17 protein-coding genes are annotated in these 17,295 nt (G+C 38.8%); 14 read left to right on the plus strand and 3 right to left on the minus strand.

The features are described from left to right. The 7 genes from E1176_RS16640 to E1176_RS16670 all read left to right on the plus strand — a co-directional run. Window positions 1-225: hypothetical protein (locus E1176_RS16640; protein WP_155212111.1), on the plus strand; the 225-nt coding region annotated here is incomplete at its 5' end. A gap of 438 nt (window positions 226-663) precedes the next feature. Further along, window positions 664-2,805 carry a hypothetical protein gene (locus E1176_RS16645; RefSeq protein ID WP_155212113.1) on the plus strand — a complete coding sequence of 714 codons (2,142 nt, stop codon included), beginning with the start codon at window positions 664-666 and terminating at the stop codon, window positions 2,803-2,805. 13 nt (window positions 2,806-2,818) lie between these two features. Further along, window positions 2,819-3,763, plus strand: coding sequence for a hypothetical protein (locus E1176_RS16650; RefSeq protein ID WP_155212115.1), 945 nt, complete (start codon window positions 2,819-2,821; stop codon window positions 3,761-3,763). 6 nt (window positions 3,764-3,769) lie between these two features. Further along, window positions 3,770-6,298 (plus strand): Hsp70 family protein, encoded by a 2,529-nt coding sequence (locus tag E1176_RS16655; RefSeq protein WP_155212117.1) that lies wholly within the window; start codon window positions 3,770-3,772, stop codon window positions 6,296-6,298. A 24-nt stretch (window positions 6,299-6,322) separates the two neighbouring features. After that, a complete protein-coding gene (locus E1176_RS16660; protein WP_222933168.1) occupies window positions 6,323-8,086 on the plus strand; it encodes an AAA family ATPase in 1,764 nt (587 codons plus the stop codon). 6 nt (window positions 8,087-8,092) lie between these two features. After that, window positions 8,093-8,608 carry a hypothetical protein gene (locus E1176_RS16665; protein ID WP_155212121.1) on the plus strand — a complete coding sequence of 172 codons (516 nt, stop codon included), beginning with the start codon at window positions 8,093-8,095 and terminating at the stop codon, window positions 8,606-8,608. After that, entirely contained in the window at window positions 8,601-8,903 is a 303-nt protein-coding gene (locus tag E1176_RS16670) for a DUF6804 family protein (RefSeq protein WP_155212123.1), read from the plus strand. The genes E1176_RS16665 and E1176_RS16670 overlap by 8 nt, the downstream gene beginning before the upstream one ends. A gap of 176 nt (window positions 8,904-9,079) precedes the next feature. Here the strand turns inward: E1176_RS16670 and E1176_RS16675 are convergent, their stop codons facing one another. After that, window positions 9,080-9,757: a LytR/AlgR family response regulator transcription factor gene (locus E1176_RS16675; protein ID WP_155212125.1), complete on the minus strand. Its 678-nt coding sequence runs from the start codon at window positions 9,755-9,757 to the stop codon at window positions 9,080-9,082. Beyond that, window positions 9,754-10,554, minus strand: a complete 801-nt coding sequence (locus E1176_RS16680; RefSeq protein ID WP_155212127.1) for a sensor histidine kinase — start codon at window positions 10,552-10,554, stop codon at window positions 9,754-9,756. Before E1176_RS16680 ends, E1176_RS16675 begins: the two co-directional genes overlap by 4 nt. Window positions 10,555-10,759: 205 nt before the next feature. Between E1176_RS16680 and E1176_RS16685 the strand changes: the two genes are divergently transcribed. The 7 genes from E1176_RS16685 to E1176_RS16715 all read left to right on the plus strand — a co-directional run bounded on the left by E1176_RS16685 (window position 10,760) and on the right by E1176_RS16715 (window position 16,527). After that, window positions 10,760-11,875 carry a serine hydrolase domain-containing protein gene (locus E1176_RS16685; protein WP_155212129.1) on the plus strand — a complete coding sequence of 372 codons (1,116 nt, stop codon included), beginning with the start codon at window positions 10,760-10,762 and terminating at the stop codon, window positions 11,873-11,875. Further along, window positions 11,860-12,819, plus strand: coding sequence for a M28 family metallopeptidase (locus E1176_RS16690; RefSeq protein WP_246206108.1), 960 nt, complete (start codon window positions 11,860-11,862; stop codon window positions 12,817-12,819). The genes E1176_RS16685 and E1176_RS16690 overlap by 16 nt, the downstream gene beginning before the upstream one ends. Beyond that, on the plus strand, window positions 12,816-13,220 hold the full coding sequence (locus E1176_RS16695; RefSeq protein ID WP_155212132.1) for a hypothetical protein: 405 nt from the start codon (window positions 12,816-12,818) through the stop codon (window positions 13,218-13,220). The genes E1176_RS16690 and E1176_RS16695 overlap by 4 nt, the downstream gene beginning before the upstream one ends. Before the next feature lie 171 nt (window positions 13,221-13,391). Next, window positions 13,392-14,483, plus strand: a complete 1,092-nt coding sequence (locus E1176_RS16700) for a serine hydrolase domain-containing protein (RefSeq protein ID WP_155212134.1) — start codon at window positions 13,392-13,394, stop codon at window positions 14,481-14,483. Between the two features lie 112 nt (window positions 14,484-14,595). Then, window positions 14,596-15,333, plus strand: a complete 738-nt coding sequence (gene bla / locus E1176_RS16705) for a subclass B1 metallo-beta-lactamase (RefSeq protein WP_155212136.1) — start codon at window positions 14,596-14,598, stop codon at window positions 15,331-15,333. Continuing rightward, window positions 15,330-16,022, plus strand: coding sequence for a CPBP family intramembrane glutamic endopeptidase (locus tag E1176_RS16710; RefSeq protein ID WP_155212138.1), 693 nt, complete (start codon window positions 15,330-15,332; stop codon window positions 16,020-16,022). Before bla ends, E1176_RS16710 begins: the two co-directional genes overlap by 4 nt. 61 nt (window positions 16,023-16,083) lie before the next feature. Further along, window positions 16,084-16,527 (plus strand): GNAT family N-acetyltransferase, encoded by a 444-nt coding sequence (locus E1176_RS16715; RefSeq protein ID WP_185152859.1) that lies wholly within the window; start codon window positions 16,084-16,086, stop codon window positions 16,525-16,527. Between the two features lie 68 nt (window positions 16,528-16,595). On the opposite strand, the gene E1176_RS16720 is transcribed toward E1176_RS16715, so the two are convergent. Beyond that, the gene (locus E1176_RS16720; protein ID WP_155212141.1) at window positions 16,596-17,162 is read right to left on the minus strand and encodes a DUF3109 family protein; all 567 of its coding nucleotides are present in this window, start codon (window positions 17,160-17,162) and stop codon (window positions 16,596-16,598) included. Window positions 17,163-17,295 lie beyond the last annotated feature (133 nt).

The raw sequence follows: 17,295 nt of genomic DNA on the forward strand, positions 1-17,295 counted from the left end.
TGTCTTTGTAATGAAGATTGGGATTTACCAACGCAAATTGATACTCTTGAAACTTGGTTGATGAGTAAAGGGAAAAATTTAGAGCCAAGTAAGTACGTAGCAGACATTGGGTTTGACATAAGAAAAGACGCGGCAGGTGGCGGTGCAGTTTTGAACTCAGAATCAATGTCAATAATGGGAAAGATTGGAATGGACATCTACTTCTCTGAATACCCATCGGCATAATCATGCGAATCTTACCCCCAACTAGCGCAAGTGTCCACTTGTGCTAACACATTAAAAACCATCCAGAATCAACCCACCGCTTATATAACATATTATTATTCTATGATAATTTTGTTTATATTGACCAAGTATAAGTAATTACAAACGACAACAATCGGGTACAACAACCATTAAAGCTGGTTTCTAACATCTCAATGCATGTTTTCGCCTTGGGTATCAGGAAATATCATGCATGGTTGTTATCGTATGTTGTGGCACATGTTCTGCATAACGTATAAATTACCCTATGAAACATTATGACCTAACTGAACACCTAACTAAAAGATTTCCCAAAAGGCTTTTGGTACATTCCGCTTTTTCCATGTCAATTCCACCCCAAAAAGGCGAAAAGAGCCAAATAATTCAACTACCCTATTATTGATCTAACGTCCTCGCCTAATGCAATTAATTCATCAAAATCCATTTCACATTCTCGGCTTACTTGCCGGAACAAAACAACGAACAATTGAAAAGCAAAAAGGAAAAATAAACGCTTATCAAAAAGTTGGGAAGGATATTGAATTCTCAGAGGATTTAACAGCTATTGGCATTCCTGAACGAACAAATGTAATCATTGAAAAAGCCTTTTCACAAATTGAAATTAATCAAAACAAAGTTTTTCATTCGCTATTCTGGTTCGTGAACCTGAACCATCTTGATGAAACAGCTCTAGGTTATCTCAGAACTGGTGATATTGACAAATCCTTAGACATATGGGAGAAAGTCATCAGCGGCAAATCTGTCAATGACAAAAACTTTGGAGCCTTCAACAACCTAGGAACCCTAAAACTGTTCAGTGCTACGCAGAACGATAGTTTCAATACTGAATCCATTCTGGAAGCGATTAGATTAAAATCTGAGTTAATAAAATCTGAATCATTCAATCAATTTTGCAAAACAGTAGCGGACGAAACCTACCCAACAGACGATGAAAAAGAACTTCTTCGAATAATAAGTGGCATTTTAGAAGATATTAGTTCGAAAGGACTTCAAAGTCCTAAAAAGCTGCTTGCCCAGATAAGCCAAATTAATCCAAGTATCAAGAATCTTTTGTCAGAGAAGGTATCTGATGAACCATTTCATAACATTGAAACTATACTCGATCAAACCAAAAAGAAGCGAACTCAAAACCCTGAAAGTGGTTTCTCCTTGGCAAGAAAACTTTACACATCTACAAAGGATGACTTTGGAACTCTCGCGGATATTCTTGAAAAAAGTGACCCAAAATACAAACTGATTGCAGACAAGCTAGCCAAAGAAATACTCCAGTGTGGAGTAGACTATTTTCATCAATACCGTGATGATGAAGACGAACATAAAGGTGACCTTGGAAATGACATCATGAAACTGTTCAAGTATGCCAACTCAATAGTTGTTGGATTGCAGACCAAGGAACGAATCGAGCAAAACATTGAGGGACTTCAGGAGTGGATTGACTCTGCCGGTGATAGGAAAAAACAAGAAAAAATAAAAGAGGACTTAGAATTCATAAAAGGAACTCTCGATTCTTTTCAAAACAAATACGAGTCAGTTTCAGCCGCATCTGAATTGGTTAACTCTACCAAATCGGGACTGTATAGAATTAAGCAAGCTCTTGGGTCAAGTGATGAACTTTATTTAGGAATAAGCAGTGCCATAGTTCATAACGCCCAAGGCATGCTAGTGTCAATTGTGAACAATGGACAAGAAGATTTCGGGCATTCTCCAACTCCTGGCCAATTAAATTCCCTTCTATCAACAGTTAACCTGGCGAACTCTGTCATGCAAAGCTTAGCTTCATTTGACATGGTTTCGGATCTAAGACATCAACTCAATACTAACAAAGATTCTTTGAATAAAATTCTGGGGCAATTGCAATCAACTCAGACCCGAACTCAAAAACAATCTTCGAACGACTCATCAAATTCTGGATGCATGATATTGATAGTGATATGTGCTATTATTGGAATCATTGCGCTTATTTCAACAAACTCAAAAAATAGATCATCAAATCGCACATCATCCTATACGGCACCTTCAACATATAAATCACCTTCAACTCCGAGTAACGATCTTCCTTCAAAACCGATTACAACACCTAGTAAATACAAGGGAAATCAACTAAAAAACGGTGATTCCCCTTACAATTCAGTTTTTGGTAGCGGAGTCTATGATAAGTCCGTAAATAACTGGGTTCAATTTAAAAATGGGAATGCCAACGATGTTGTAATTTGTTTGGTGAACGTCTATTCTGATCGAACTGTACGAAATGAATACATCAGAGCTGGTTCCTCATTCAAAATGACCAATATTCCAAATGGAACATATTACATAAAGGGATTCTATGGCAATGACTGGAACCCCTATAAAAAAATTGACGGGCCAAATATAAAAGGCGGTTTTGATACTGATTTTAGTTTTAGCAAATCTGATGGTTACAATGATCGACTTAACCTTCAGGACAATGGATATCAATATTCTACTTATGAGGTTACTCTTTATTCAATCTCCAATGGTAACATGTCACAGGAAGGCATAAGTCAATCTGAATTTTTCAAATAATTCTTTATTTCTCATGAAAAAAATTCTGCTATGTCTATTTATTCTTGCTTTATATTGGTCATCCTTTGCTCAATCGGATAGCATTAGAATTCGAAATGCTGAGGCAAAGATTGAAGCAATTGACCAAAACTTAAGCACGGCTAAATCTGACTTGACTAAGCTCCAAGAGGTTAGCAATCGACTCTCTCGCAATGTCAATGATATTAAATTATCTGGGCAAACTACAGATTCCAGACTTGATAGCCTTCAGGTTTTACTACTAAAAAACAGACAGTCAATTGAGAAACTATCAGAATCAATCGCAAGCCAGAAGACTGAACTCACTGGACAAATTCAAAAAACGGGACAATCGGCATCCCAGAGAATAGAATCACTTGATGAGTCACTGAACAAGAACACTCTATACTGGATTATTGCCGTTTTAGCGGTCGGATTGATCACATTAGGATTATTCTTCATGCTTCGCAAGCGAGTTTCAGACAATCAATCTTCTATAGTAGAAAACATCTCTTCCACAAGAAAACAACTGGAACAAGAGGGCATCTGGCTGGATGAAAAGCTTATCGGTATCATGGAGACCCAATTAAAAGTAATACAGGAAGAAGAGACATCTTCAAGCAGTAGCTCCAAACCTGATCACTTACTGGCTTTGAAGCTTGCGGATGAAATTGTCAGAATCGAGAAGAACATTTGCCAAATGGATGAAGGCACAAAGGGCCTTAAGCAATTAGCAAAGGCGGTTGAACGCATTAGAGACAATTTCGCTTCAAATGGCTATGAAATGGTTGATATGCTCGGAAAGACTTATGAAGAAGGCTTAAAGGCGTCAGTTACATTTCGACCTGATCCTGATATGGATGAAGAGGTGCCAGTAATTACTAGGATTATTAAACCTCAGATAAATTATAGAGGAGTTATGGTTCAGCAAGCCCAAATAGAAGTATCACAACCTGAATAAAAGAATATGTCAAGATTGAAAATTGATTATGCTATTGACCTTGGAACTACCAATTCTGCAATAGCCAGAATGGAAAATGGTGTGCCTACAATTAAAAAAACCGATACTCTTAAAGATACAATGCCTTCATGTGTGGGTTTTAATAAGAAGAAATCCGTGCTTGTGGGAGACTCTGCGTTTAACACTTTCAAATCAGATAAACTAAGATCAATGAGGGGTGATTCAATTCAACCGAACACTTTCATTGAATTCAAGCGAACCATGGGAACTGATAAGAAATACCACAGTTCTCACATGGAGACAGATTTTAATTCAGAGCACCTCTCATCTGAAGTTCTTAAAAAGCTAAAATCCTTCATCTCTGATGATGAATTTCAGTCGGTTGTTGTAACCGTTCCAGCCAAGTTTGATATTCGTCAAAAAGATGCAACAATGACAGCAGCAAAGCTTGCTGGATTCAATCATTGCGAACTTCTACAGGAACCAATCGCTGCTTCAATGGCTTACGGCTTGTCCTCAACCAACAAAAACGGCTTTTGGGTGGTGTTTGACTTTGGTGGTGGAACATTCGATGCTGCTTTAGTGAACGTAGAAGATGGCATCATGAAGGTGGTAGATACGGATGGTGACAATTACCTGGGTGGTAAAAATCTTGATGCTGCGATTATCGATGAAATTATCATTCCGTATTTCAAATCCGAATATGCGATTGATAGCATTCTTGAAGATGAGAAAAAGAAAGGGATACTTCAGGAAGCAATGAAATACTATGCGGAGGAAGCCAAAATACAACTCTCCTTCAAGCCAGATCACAATGTTCTCTCAGATCTTGGGGACATTCCCGGAGAGGATGATAATGGTGAAGAATTCGAATTGGATATAACAATTTCCCAAGAATCCCTTAAAAAAGTTCTATGCCCTATATTTCAGAGGGCTATTGACATAACATCAGACCTTCTCAATAGAAATAATTTAAACGGCTCTAAGATTGATTCTCTAATTCTTGTTGGTGGCCCTACTTACTCACCAATTCTAAGGTCAATGCTCGAAGAACAAATCAAAAAACCAGATGTAAGTGCTGATCCAATGACTGCTGTTGCAGTTGGTGCAGCACTCTATGCATCCACAATAGATATTAGTGAAGAAGTAAAAGAATCCAGCAGAGATAAAACCAGGATTCAAATTGATCTTGGGTACGAAGCTTCAACAGTTGAAATGGAAGAGTGGGTCACTATTAAAACCATCCCTGAAAAAACTGAAGGTTCTATTCCCCCAACTGTTCATGCTGAAATAACCCGTAGTGATAAGGCTTGGTCTTCTGGAAAAGTGGAAATTAATGACAAAGGTGAAATCATTGAAGTGAAATTGAATGAAGGTAAACCTAATAGTTTCGAAGTTATCCTCTTCGATGGTTCTGGTAGCCGAATTGAGTGTCAACCAGATTCGTTTTCAATTATTCAGGGTTCCAAAATTGGAAGTGCCACCCTGCCATATAACATCGGTGTAGAAATTAAAAGGAGAAAAGACGGAAAACTTATTTTCAAAACTGCCAATGGATTGGAAGTGAATCAGTCATTGCCAGCAAAGGGAACTATTAACGGTCTAAAAACTCAGAAGCAAGTAAGGCCAGGCATGAGCTCCGACATTATAAAAATTCCGATTTATCAGGGTGATTTCTATTCTGAAGGAACAAGAGCTTTGTATAATGAACATGTTTATGATGTGAAAATTAGTGGTGATGACCTTCCATCTTTGTTGCCTGAAAACTCTGATGTTGACTTAACACTAACTACCGATAAATCTGGAAGGATTGAAAAGATTGAGGCATATTTTCCTTACTTAGATCACTCAACTGACATAGGAGTTCCAGAAGGAACTACAGAGGAAATTGAAGCTGATTTCCTTTACAATGAAATCAGAAAAGCGAAAGGAACATTATCCGAGCTAGCCTCCAGTGGTCATACCAGCCAAGATGAAATTGATAAGATTAATAAGGAAATCGAGTATCAACAACAGCGATTAGATCAAGGGAAAAGTGACTATGACAGAAAAAAGGAAGTCCTTGACAACCTTAGAAAATCGTTCAAGAAAATAGATGAACTCAACGACAATATTGAGTGGCCTAAGCTCGAAGAAGAACTTCGTAAAGAATTCGAAAGACTTGAGCAGGCCAATAATGACCTTGGAAATGAGAAAACAACCCAACACATAAATCAGCTTAGAACACAAATAGATGAAGTGATTCGTAATAAGGATGTGAAAGTTGGGCAAGCGTTGCTTGAGGAAGTTCATGAGTTTTTCTTTGGATTAACCTTTATTTATCAGTTGGTTAATTTCATCAGATATCATGATGAAAATTTCCATTCATTCAATTGGAAAGACTCTCAGAGAGCAAGGCAACTGATCCAAAAAGCTCAACAAATTATCTCTGAAAACCCTACCAGAGAAGCACTTCATGCAGTCGTGATTGATTTGATAAATCTGCTTCCCCCAGATGAAAGACCTGGTGATGATCTTGAAGTTTTAATGAGATAGTAATTGACCTCAGAAGTTAACATATTGCCCAAATCAACAATTATTGATGATAAATACACGGTTCATTTCCACCTTGCAAAATCTGAATTCTCTGAGTCTTATCGGGTAAAGAATAGTACTGGCAAAACCTTTTTTCTCAAACTATTCAATTTCGCCAAACTTCAGCGAACACAGTTTGATCCATCAGGAAAGGTTAAAGAAATAGAACTCCTGAAAAATTGCCGTCACCCCAATCTTGTCACCTATGCAGGTAGTGGAGATTGGATTTACAATAATGAAAGATTCAGCTATCTGGCACTTGACTTTATCAGCGGGGAAACCTTGAGCAATCTGCTGAAAAGAGAAAAAGAACTGGATTTATTCAAAGTAAAAAGTATTGCGCTTGGTGTTTTAAATGGACTAAAATATCTCCACAATCAAAACCCTCCTATTCTCCACAATCATCTGAACCACCAAAATGTAATGATGGATTTGGGTGGCAAAATGGAAATACCTAAAATCGTTGATTTCAGCTATGCGAGATTGTTTACCACTTCAATTAAAGTCTTTTCTAAAAAGGAATTAAACCCATTCTATTTAGCACCAGAATGTTTCAATGATGTTTTCTCCCCTAAATCTGACTTGTATGCAGTAGGTACTTTGATGTATCACTTGCTGTATTGCCTTCCGCCTTGGTTTGCCGATATTTCAGATTATAAAAAAGATGAGTTGGTAACAACTATTTTGGAGCAGAGGAAAAAACCACTCAAATTTCAAAAGCTTAATACTGTAGATTTTTCTGAGGTTGACTTGATTATTTCAGTAATAAAAAAATCAATTGATCAAAATCCTGAAAACAGGTTCAATTCAGCAGACGAAATGATTAGAGCATTGAATGGTGAAATTCAAATTGAAGTAAAACCTGCATCAATAAAAGTCAATAAGGACTATAAAATAGAGAAGGGTGAATCTCATGGGTTTGGTGCCATTGCCGGAATGGATGTACTGAAAGAAATCCTTTACAATGATGTTATCCGTGCACTTGACGAACAAGAGCTTTACAAATCATATGGATTGACAATACCAAATGGTTTGTTGCTTTATGGTCCCCCTGGATGTGGCAAGTCTTTTTTTGCAGAAAAACTGGCAGAGGAAGCTGACTACAATTACATCGAAGTAAAGCCATCAAGCCTTGCAAGCATTTATGTGCATGGCGCACAGGAAAAAATTGGAGAACTCTTTAACCAAGCAAGAAAGGAAGCCCCAACTATCATCAATTTTGAAGAATTTGATGCATTTGTTCCAAAAAGGGAAGGGAATACTAGTCCTCATCAATCAGGAGAAGTCAACGAATTTCTTGCCCAACTTAACAACTGCGGAAAAGATGGTGTTTTCGTAATTGCTTCTACTAATCAACCAAATTTGATTGACCCGGCAGTCTTAAGAGCAGGAAGAATTGATAAAGTCATTTTTATCCCACCTCCTGACCATCGGGCCCGAAAAGCAATGTTCAAGAAACTACTAAAAGATCGTCCTATAGATTTTGGGATTGATTACGATGAACTTTCCGACAAAACAGAAAACTATGTCTCGGTTGATCTAAAGTTTTTGACAGATGAAGCGGCAAGATCAGCTCTGAAACAAAAATCCAAAATCACCCAAAAAATTCTAATTGAAGTGATTAAATCAACAAGACCATCCGTTTCGCTAACTGAAATTCAGAAATACACAGAAATAAAATCAAGTTTGGAAGGTGATTCTTCAAAAGGATTCCGACCCAAGATCGGATTTAAAATAAGAAACTCTTAAAGAATTATGGAAAAGAATGAATTCTCAGATTTGCTTCTACTCACAGCTTTCTCAGTTATGGCTTGTGATGGTGATATTGACCCAAAAGAAGTTACCTTGATTTCCGATCTGGAGAAAAAGGAATCTCTTTTCAATATTGAAAATCTGGAAGTTAGATTAAACCAACTTGTAGAGGAGATAAATAAGAATGGTCATATATTTTTAAGAAACTATTTCAAAAAACTTAAACAAGCCGAACTGACTCACGATCAGGAATCCAAATTGGTAGCTGTAACCATAAAAATGATTGAAGCAGACGAAATAGTGCAATACACAGAGCTAAGGTTTTTCAAAATCATTCACTCTTATCTCGTCATCACGGGAGATGAAATTTTAGAAGATTTTTCTCACGTTGCCGACATTGAAGATTATGTTGTGCAGGACATAATTTCAGAGAAGTATATCGAAAAACTGACCACCAGCTATTTCGATAATCAAGAAATTCCTGAGTTCGCTGAGATCAAAGTACATTCCAATGAATAAAATAGTCCTCATAAAGCTGATATTGGCCTTGGGTTTACTTATTTGCTTGCTAGATATGCCGTATGGTTATTACCAGTTCATCAGGTTTGCGGCATTGGTTGGATTCGCAATTCTTGCATTTAACTGCTATGAATCAAATAATCAACAACTTGCAATTTTCTATGTGGTACTTGCTTTGCTATTTCAGCCATTTTTGAAAATTTCACTTGGGAGAGAACTTTGGAACGTAGTGGATGTAATTGCTGCCGTCATTTTAATTGGATCAACTTTTAAACGAAAGAACTCAACCCAATAGCCACACTCATTGAATTAAAACAGTTAAACGATAAACCCGTATTGGCCATGCCAATCGTCACTCCTTCCCCATTCAACGGTTTTGTTTACCGCGATAAAAATCAAAACGATTGGAATATAAAAAATGCGGCAAATCCAAGTATATACCTGGAGGCTAACTGTTCAAAATAAGAAGGCTTATAACCTGTCAAGTACTTGCTTATAAGTTCTTCCTACCGGAATGGTTTGCTCATTGATAAAAATTCTATTTCCTTCTATAGCAGTGACCATATCCTTATTCAAAATGAAAGAATTGTGTACACGCAAAAACTGGTCTGGTAATGCTGACTGAAAATCTGATATGCTGCGAAGTGTCAGCAGGGTATTGGTTTGAGTCGCTACTTTACAATAATTCCCTTGTGCTTCGATAAATTGGATCTCAGACAATTTTACACGATGCTTTTTCTTATCTACTTTAATGATGATGAAGTCTTGCGAAGTGTCGCATTCTGCTGAGTTACTCGCTTTGAAATCTAAAACCGTATTGACAGCCTTGAGAAAACGGGAAAACGTAAAGGGTTTCAATAAGTAGTCTGACACCTGAAATTCATAACCCTCTAGGGCAAATTCCTTGTATGCCGTGGTTACGATTACTTTTGGTGGATTTTTTAGTGTTTTCAGCATGTCAAACCCTGTGATTTTTGGCATGTTAATATCCAAAAACAACACATCAATTTGTTGTTTCTGTAGCAACTCTATGGCCTGGAATGCATCATAACAATTGCCTGCCTTCTGCAAGCTGCTCACCTCCTTCGCAAACTCTTCAATAATGCTATGCGCGATGGGCTCGTCATCTATGATGGCATATCTGATCATTTTGTCTTTAAGGTGATTTTAGCACAATATACATTTTCCTCTTTTTCCAAAACTAAACGGTGCCTATCCGTATATAAATGTTGCAATCGCTTTTTCAGATTTTTTAGCCCTAGGCCATTGGTGGTTTCGGGCCTTGTTTCAAAATTATTGGTCACTTCAAAAGTGATGGTATCATCTTGTTGTACCAAATGGATGTGGACAAAAGCATCTTCTGTAAGACTTTCAATACCGTGTTTAAATGCATTTTCAACCAGCATAATAAAAAGTAGCGGTGCCACCATTGTCGAATCATCGGCTACCTCTTTGTTAAACTGTATATCAACATTTTTCTTATACCTGATTTTTTGAATATCGATGTACTCTTCAAGGTAGTTGATTTCACTTTTAAGCGGTGTACGATGCTTCTCACCCTCATAAATTGTATAACGCATGATTTCGGACAGTTTTTGTATCACCCCCGGGGTTTTGTCCGACTTAGCGATGGCAAGACCGTACAAATTATTGAGCGTGTTAAAAAAGAAATGTGGGTCAATCTTACTTTTAAGTAAACTCAATTCGGCTTCGATTTTCTCATTTTTAAGTAATCGATAGTTACTCACCAATTTGAAAATCCATGAGACCAGAAAATATGCAATGACGCCAAAAAATAAGACCTGAGAAATTAAAAAATACGTCTCATAAACTTCCTTTGGCGAGCTTTCTAATAGCTGTTTGTAGTGCACCATACCTAAGCTTGCACTCACAAGCAGTAGTGTGGCAACAATCCCTGATAAATACCTCTTTCCTATTGAAAACATGGTACAAAGATATTTTAATGTAACGCTGTCAACAATTTATTTGACAGATTACTCCATTTCCGGTACAAATGACATGAAACCGAAAATAGATGGTACAGGTCATTGATGGTGTGTTGATTGCATCAACAATTTGTCCATCGGTCAATTTTATTATTTGCTGTTAGTGCGTGATGCTAAGTTAGAGACAACTTTAAAATTTTATTCAATGAAAAGACTTACATCAATACTATTGGCTGGCTTACTGTGCATGACTACAAATATGATGTCTCAGCCGGCTGCAACTAAAGAAATGAAATCTATCGACCAGTTGATGGATGCCGAAATTCCACTCTTACTTGAAAGGAACAAAGTGCCTGGTATGGCAGTAGCGATTATCGAAAACGGTGCTATAATTTATGAAAAAGGACATGGCTTTGGCGACATGGCCAACCAAACTAAAATATCAACGCATACCGGCTTCAACATAGGTTCTATATCAAAGCTGTTTACCGCCTGGGGTATCATGAAGTTGGTTAACGATGGAAAACTTGACCTCGATGTACCTGTAGAAAATTACCTGACACGCTGGAAGCTGCCTGAATCGGAATTTGACCGTAGCAAAGTAACCATAAGGGCTATTTTGAGCCATAGTGCCGGATTATCAGTTCATGGCTACCCCGGCTTTCATCCTGATGATGAGCTACCTTCTTTGGAAGCTTCCCTAAATGGTGAAAACAGACCGGTAAGAGATAATGAAACGGTCAAAGTCATTCTCGAACCACAAACGCAGTTTAAATATTCGGGTGGCGGTTACACCATCCTGCAGCTGGTTATCGAAGAAGTTACAGGACAAAAATTCGAGATTTACATGCAGGAAAACGTTTTTGAGCCGCTCAATATGAGCAGCACAAGCTTTATACTTGATGATACTATTTTAGCAAAAAGCGCAAAGCCATATAACGAACTGGGCGAGGAAATTTACCTGGAAAGATTTACCGCTAAGGCTGCTGCCGGCTTACATACAACCCTCGAAGATATATCCGCTTTCGCAAAAGCACAATTCACTGACAACGCTGTACTCACTCAAGAGACTGTTCAGGAAATGGTGACGATTATCCCGATCACTAAGACCCAGCGTGTGGCTTATGGTTTGGGCTATGCTACTTATAGTTTCGGCCCGATTACGGTTACCGGGCACTCAGGCACCAACACAGGTTGGGAAGCAGGTTTTATGATGGATTTTGAGAAAAACGATGGCATCATCCTGCTTACCAACAGCTCCAATGGAAAAAAGGCTGCCTTTAGCGTATTACAGACCTGGGCTAAATGGCGAATGAAATGAAAAACATCCTCAACATATTATTCTTTTGTTTTACAGCATTGGCCTGTCAGGATAAACAGATGGGCAGCGTTTTAATAACCGAAAACTTACCCACCAATAAAATTGATTATCAAAAAAAAATTGTTGGTCAGCTTTCCGGGCATGACACCTTAGGAAATAATACAATAATTAAAAGCCGTTGGGCCAAAGACGAGCGTGAGATAACAAAACAATACCTTCTGGAGCTAATCAGCACATTAGGCATTGAACCTCAACAACACAAGTACGTATCGCCAAATCTTAATGCTGCCATAGATTTAATTCTGGATCCTTACAAAGGAACCAACGTATATGGAATGCTTCCTGCGACTCACAAGAGTTCAGAATATATCATACTCGGAGGACATTACGACAGTGGCAAACGAAATGCACCAGGCGCCATTGACAATGCTACTGGCATTGCGCTTATATATAGTGTAGTCAAAGAACTTGCAAAGCTTCCGCATAGAAACAAGCACATTCTTTTCGTCTTTTTTGACCAGGAAGAAGAAGAGCTCATAGGCAGTAAGACCTTTGCCGGGCTACTCAAGCAAAAACACTGGGATATACATTCTATCCATTGCTTCGATATGGTTGGCTGGGACGGAAATGGCGATCGGGCTATGGAAGTATTTTCAGGAACCTCTTCTTTGATTGAGCTATATAAATCTGTCGCTGAAGAACATGGCATTCCTATCAAAGACATAAAAATAAATCCTGTTGGGTACGACAATAATTCGACTGACTTTGATGCTTTCGTGCCTTTTGGTTTTGACGTGATTGGTGCCGGTGAGTGCTTCTATCATAGGGATTCTTCTCCCTACAAAGACAGCCCTGATGACACCTATGACACCGTTGACTTTGAGTATCTTTTGTCTTGTTCAGATTTGCTGGAGGACATCATTAAAAAAATTGTTACGGAATGAATAAAATTCAACAAGCCATCTTCGGCAATTTAAAGGAACATTTCACTTATGCGCTTGCCTTAGGCGCCACATTATTATTCTTCCTTTATAAAGGACTTATTTATCTGATAATAGGCAGTTACATTCCGCTAATTGTAATCGCATCTATCCTCATGTTATTTGTTCTCAGTTCGCGCAAATCAGAAAAAGCCTTCAAAAATACTATTAGCTTTTGGACAATTTTGGTGCTTATCTGGTCTGTTGTGAGACTACTTTTGAGTTTGGTCAATCAGTTTGTAAAACCAGTGCCGGAAAGTCACGTAGCCGAACAATTTGGTATTTCTGGTTTAATACTCAGCTTATTGTTTCTTTCAGGGGCAATCTATTTATTGAGAAATAAAAAGAAAGTATTTGAAAAATAAGGTCAATCCTAGTTGCTCCAAACAATGGCGAAAGAGATGAATTTCGAGCAATGGGTGCCACTAAATTTATCGATCTGGACTATTTTACCTCCCTCAGCGTCACTCATAGAGGACTCTGAGAAGAAGAAATACTTTATTTAACTATATTGATCACGTCACAATGAATACTGAATGAGATTTATTATAGTTACCTGCCTGTACATTGCCGTCATTTTATGGTCTAGCTGTAAACCCTCTAGAAATAGCGACAATGTGTCAACTGAAAACATACCGGGTTTTTCAACATCTATAGATAACTACTTTCAAAGTATACCACATTTCAGTGGCAATGTATTGATCGCGCAGCATGGCAACGTTTTGTTTAGCAAAAGTTATGGCCATGCTAATCGGCAGTTTGATGTACGTAATTCACCAGAGACAAAATTTAATATCGGATCAGTCACCAAGCCATTTACAGCCATAGCCATACTCAGACTTGTGGAAGAGGGAAAGCTCTCGTTTTCAGACAGTGTAGGTCAGTATTTAAGTGATGTCCCGGAACATTGGCAGCCACTGACCATCCATCAATTGCTTTCTCATACGTCTGGGCTTATGCACTCATGGGATGTTTTGGAAGACTCAATCATCATGTTTCAAAAATCCAGCATCAGCAATACGCTTACATGGTATTATGATCAGCCACTACGCTTTGAACCAGGCACTTCTTTTTCCTATAGTGGTGTAGGTTATTTGGTCCTGGCCAATATCATCGAGGCAGTCACTAATCAGAGTTATGACGAGTATTTAAAACAACTTATTTACGACCCTTTGCAAATGACAGATACCGGCCCCAACAATCCGGAGAAGGTTATTCCAAAACTGGCTCAGGGCTATAAAATTGATAGCATCGAAGTACAAAATACTCCTCAATTTTATGTACCTCTACTAACCGGAGGTGGCCATTTATATTCCACTGCGCAGGATTTATTAAAATTTGAGCGGGCCTTGGCTAATCACTCTCTGCTTACAAAAGAGATGACAGAAACTATGTACACACCAGTACTTGAAAACTATGGTTACGGCTGGGATATTGTTAAAAATGACACATTGCATGTGGTATTCCATACCGGATTTGTGCCCGGCTACCTTTCACGTCTGGATAGATACCCTGATTACGATCTGACCCTAATCATTCTCACAAATTACGAAGCCAACTGGAGCCCTGTGGACAGCTGGGATATTACCAACCTAATTTTTGAAGAACTGCAATTAAAAAATGAGTAGTATTGGGCTGGGAAAACAAGTAAGTGCCCAAAGTAGCCCAAGCGTCCACTTGTGCTAATGATCAAAAATCATCAAAAACTCATTAATTACATCAACAACTAAGCAGCCCCTAATGAAATCAAACATTTTAACTTTATTGCTTATATGCTGGTCAACGATCTTCTGCCATGCACAAAGCCTTAACTATTATGAGCTAAGCGAAGACCTGCAAGTCGAGCAACTCACAAAAAATACCTACAGACATATTTCTTACCTCAACACCGACACCTGGGGGAAAGTAGGCTGTAATGGTATGATTGTCATGAATAACAATGAGGCCCTTATTTTTGACACCCCGGCTAACGAAGAAGCCTCAGCAGAGTTGATCAATTGGGTACAGGACTCGCTCAAAGCAAAGGTGATCGGTGTGGTAGTCACACATTTTCACTGGGATTGTCTAGGCGGCCTCAATAGCTTTCATGAAAAGGCCATTCCTTCTTATGCCTCACAAAAAACTATCACACTGGCGCAAGCAGATAGTGTACCTATCCCACAACACGGTTTTGACCAAAGCCTCGAGCTTACGGTCGGTGATATAAAAGTCATCAATACCTTTTTTGGTGCCGGGCACACTCACGATAATGTGGTAAGCTATGTGCCTGATGATAAAGTATTGTTTGGAGGGTGCTTGATCAAGAGCATGGGTACTGGTAAAGGTAACTTAGAAGACGCCAATACGGACTCCTGGCCGGGCACGGTGCAAGCCATTAAAGACAGCCGTCCCGAGGTTGAGATAGTCATACCCGGTCATGGCAAAACCGGTGGTATATCGCTACTGGATTATACCATTGAGTTATTTGAAAGCGAATGATTGGTATTCTGGCAGGTTTAGCCATCTCCTGGCTGCTTTTATATTTAATTGAAAAAAGGAGTTTATTAGCATTAGGCTTTACACCTGTATCAAAAAGACTTCTACAATTTCTGATTGGTTTTACAATCACCGCATTGTTATGTGTATTTACTCAATACTTCAAAGCCTGGACAACTGGTGCCGTATGGGCGTTTAATGAGTCTGTTACTGCCGAACTTATATTACACTCTTTTTGGTGGGACGTAAAATCTGTTTTTACTGAAGAATTGATTTTCCGTGGCGCTATTCTTTACATTCTCATCCAAAAAATCGGCCGAACAAAAAGTATTTGGATCTCTGATGTTGCCTTTGGGGTATATCACTGGTTTTCTTACGGTGTTTTAGGTAGTCTATTACCGATGGTATTAATATTCATCGGCACCGGTCTGATGGGTTATGCCTGGGCGTTAGCATTTGCCAAATCCAGGTCGATTATGCTACCTTTCGGCTTCCATCTAGGCTGGAATTTTGTCTACAATACCATTTTCTCTCAGGGTCCATTAGGCGAACTCGTACTTGTTCCTCAAGGCGGTACAGAGATAAACGACTGGATTTCTCTTTTAAACTTTCTGACTGGGATGGTATTCGTGCCTATCATCGTGTACCTTTTTGTAAAGTTTTACGTCCGTGATGAAAAGGCCGTTGACTAAAAAGCAGGTAAAATGGTTAGAAGATTGGTTTTAGTTATTATTGCAGCTTAATTATAAAACGGTGCAACATACAATCGATCAAATCAGCAAATCAGAATATCCGGCAGTAGTAGAGGTCTGGGAAGCTTCAGTAAGAGCGACACATGACTTTCTATCTGAAGATGACATTGCCTATTTCAAACCACTTATTTTAAATACTTACTTAGATGCTGTTGATTTAAAATGCATCAGAAACAGCGATAAACAGATAATAGGCTTTCTGGGTACCGCAGGCAATGGTGTAGAAATGTTATTTATTCACCCCGATTATAGAGGTAAAAAGATAGGTAAAACCTTGCTCGATTATGCTGTGCAAAAATTAAACGTCTCCAAGGTGGACGTCAATGAGCAAAATGACCAGGCAGTTGGCTTTTACCAGCATTGTGGTTTTCAAGTGAAAAGCCGCTCTGAGCTAGACGGTACCGGCAAGCCCTACCCTATTTTGCATATGGAGTTGGTGGGTTAGCACACCGGCCTTGATTTTTTTCTTTTTGTCTCAATACAAAAAGGTAGACATTTAAAATAGATTGAATTTTACCCCTCTTCTTCAATCACTTTGCACAATTCCTGATACCACTCTTCACCATACTTACGGGTGAGCGCATCTTTGAGGAATTTATAAACAGGTAAGCTTAATTGTTGGCCAAGGTCACAAGCCGGACTGCAGATGTCCCATTGGTCGTAATTGAGTGCCTCAAACTCATCATATTTTTGAGCCCTGATCGGGTAGAGATGGCAGCTGATTGGTTTTTTATAATCAACCAAACCATCATTATATGCTTCTTCGATGCCGCACTTGAGAATGCCTTTTTCATCATAGATCGCATAGGCACACTCTTTTCCACCGATTGTCGGTGTTGAATAATCTCCGTCCTCATCCAGAATGTAAGTACCCTGCTCTTCAATGGCTGCTTTTCCTTCTTCCGTAAGGTATGGCTTTACCTTTTCATAGATTTCCTCCATGATTGGGAGTTCATCTTTTTCAAGCGGTGCTCCCAGGTCACCTTCGACACAACACGCTCCTTTACATTTGTTTAAGTCACACACAAAGAACTTCTCTTTGATGTCGTCTGACAATATCACTTTACCCAACTCAATCATAGCTGCAAAGGTAGAGAAAAGTTGCGAGACACTTGCGAGCTATGAGCTGTGAGGCGCGAGCTTCTAGCCACGAGCCGCGAGTTATTGCTGCTCCTACTTCGTTATGTCATCTCGAGCGAAGTCGAGAGAACTT

The organism is Fulvivirga aurantia (assembly GCF_009711475.1).
In the GTDB taxonomy this organism is placed as follows: Bacteria; Bacteroidota; Bacteroidia; order Cytophagales; family Cyclobacteriaceae; genus Fulvivirga; species Fulvivirga aurantia.

Bases quoted from the DNA above. Each gene is read 5' to 3' on its own strand.
- E1176_RS16645 (WP_155212113.1), top strand. From the start codon at position 664: ATGCAATTAATTCATCAAAATCCATTTCACATTCTCGGCTTACTTGCC.
- E1176_RS16650 (WP_155212115.1), top strand. From the start codon at position 2,819: ATGAAAAAAATTCTGCTATGTCTATTTATTCTTGCTTTATATTGGTCA.
- E1176_RS16655 (WP_155212117.1), top strand. From the start codon at position 3,770: ATGTCAAGATTGAAAATTGATTATGCTATTGACCTTGGAACTACCAAT.
- E1176_RS16665 (WP_155212121.1), top strand. From the start codon at position 8,093: ATGGAAAAGAATGAATTCTCAGATTTGCTTCTACTCACAGCTTTCTCA.
- E1176_RS16670 (WP_155212123.1), top strand. From the start codon at position 8,601: ATGAATAAAATAGTCCTCATAAAGCTGATATTGGCCTTGGGTTTACTT.
- E1176_RS16675 (WP_155212125.1), bottom strand. From the start codon at position 9,757: ATGATCAGATATGCCATCATAGATGACGAGCCCATCGCGCATAGCATT.
- E1176_RS16680 (WP_155212127.1), bottom strand. From the start codon at position 10,554: ATGTTTTCAATAGGAAAGAGGTATTTATCAGGGATTGTTGCCACACTA.
- E1176_RS16685 (WP_155212129.1), top strand. From the start codon at position 10,760: ATGAAAAGACTTACATCAATACTATTGGCTGGCTTACTGTGCATGACT.
- E1176_RS16690 (WP_246206108.1), top strand. From the start codon at position 11,860: ATGGCGAATGAAATGAAAAACATCCTCAACATATTATTCTTTTGTTTT.
- E1176_RS16695 (WP_155212132.1), top strand. From the start codon at position 12,816: ATGAATAAAATTCAACAAGCCATCTTCGGCAATTTAAAGGAACATTTC.
- E1176_RS16700 (WP_155212134.1), top strand. From the start codon at position 13,392: ATGAGATTTATTATAGTTACCTGCCTGTACATTGCCGTCATTTTATGG.
- bla (WP_155212136.1), top strand. From the start codon at position 14,596: ATGAAATCAAACATTTTAACTTTATTGCTTATATGCTGGTCAACGATC.
- E1176_RS16710 (WP_155212138.1), top strand. From the start codon at position 15,330: ATGATTGGTATTCTGGCAGGTTTAGCCATCTCCTGGCTGCTTTTATAT.
- E1176_RS16720 (WP_155212141.1), bottom strand. From the start codon at position 17,162: ATGATTGAGTTGGGTAAAGTGATATTGTCAGACGACATCAAAGAGAAG.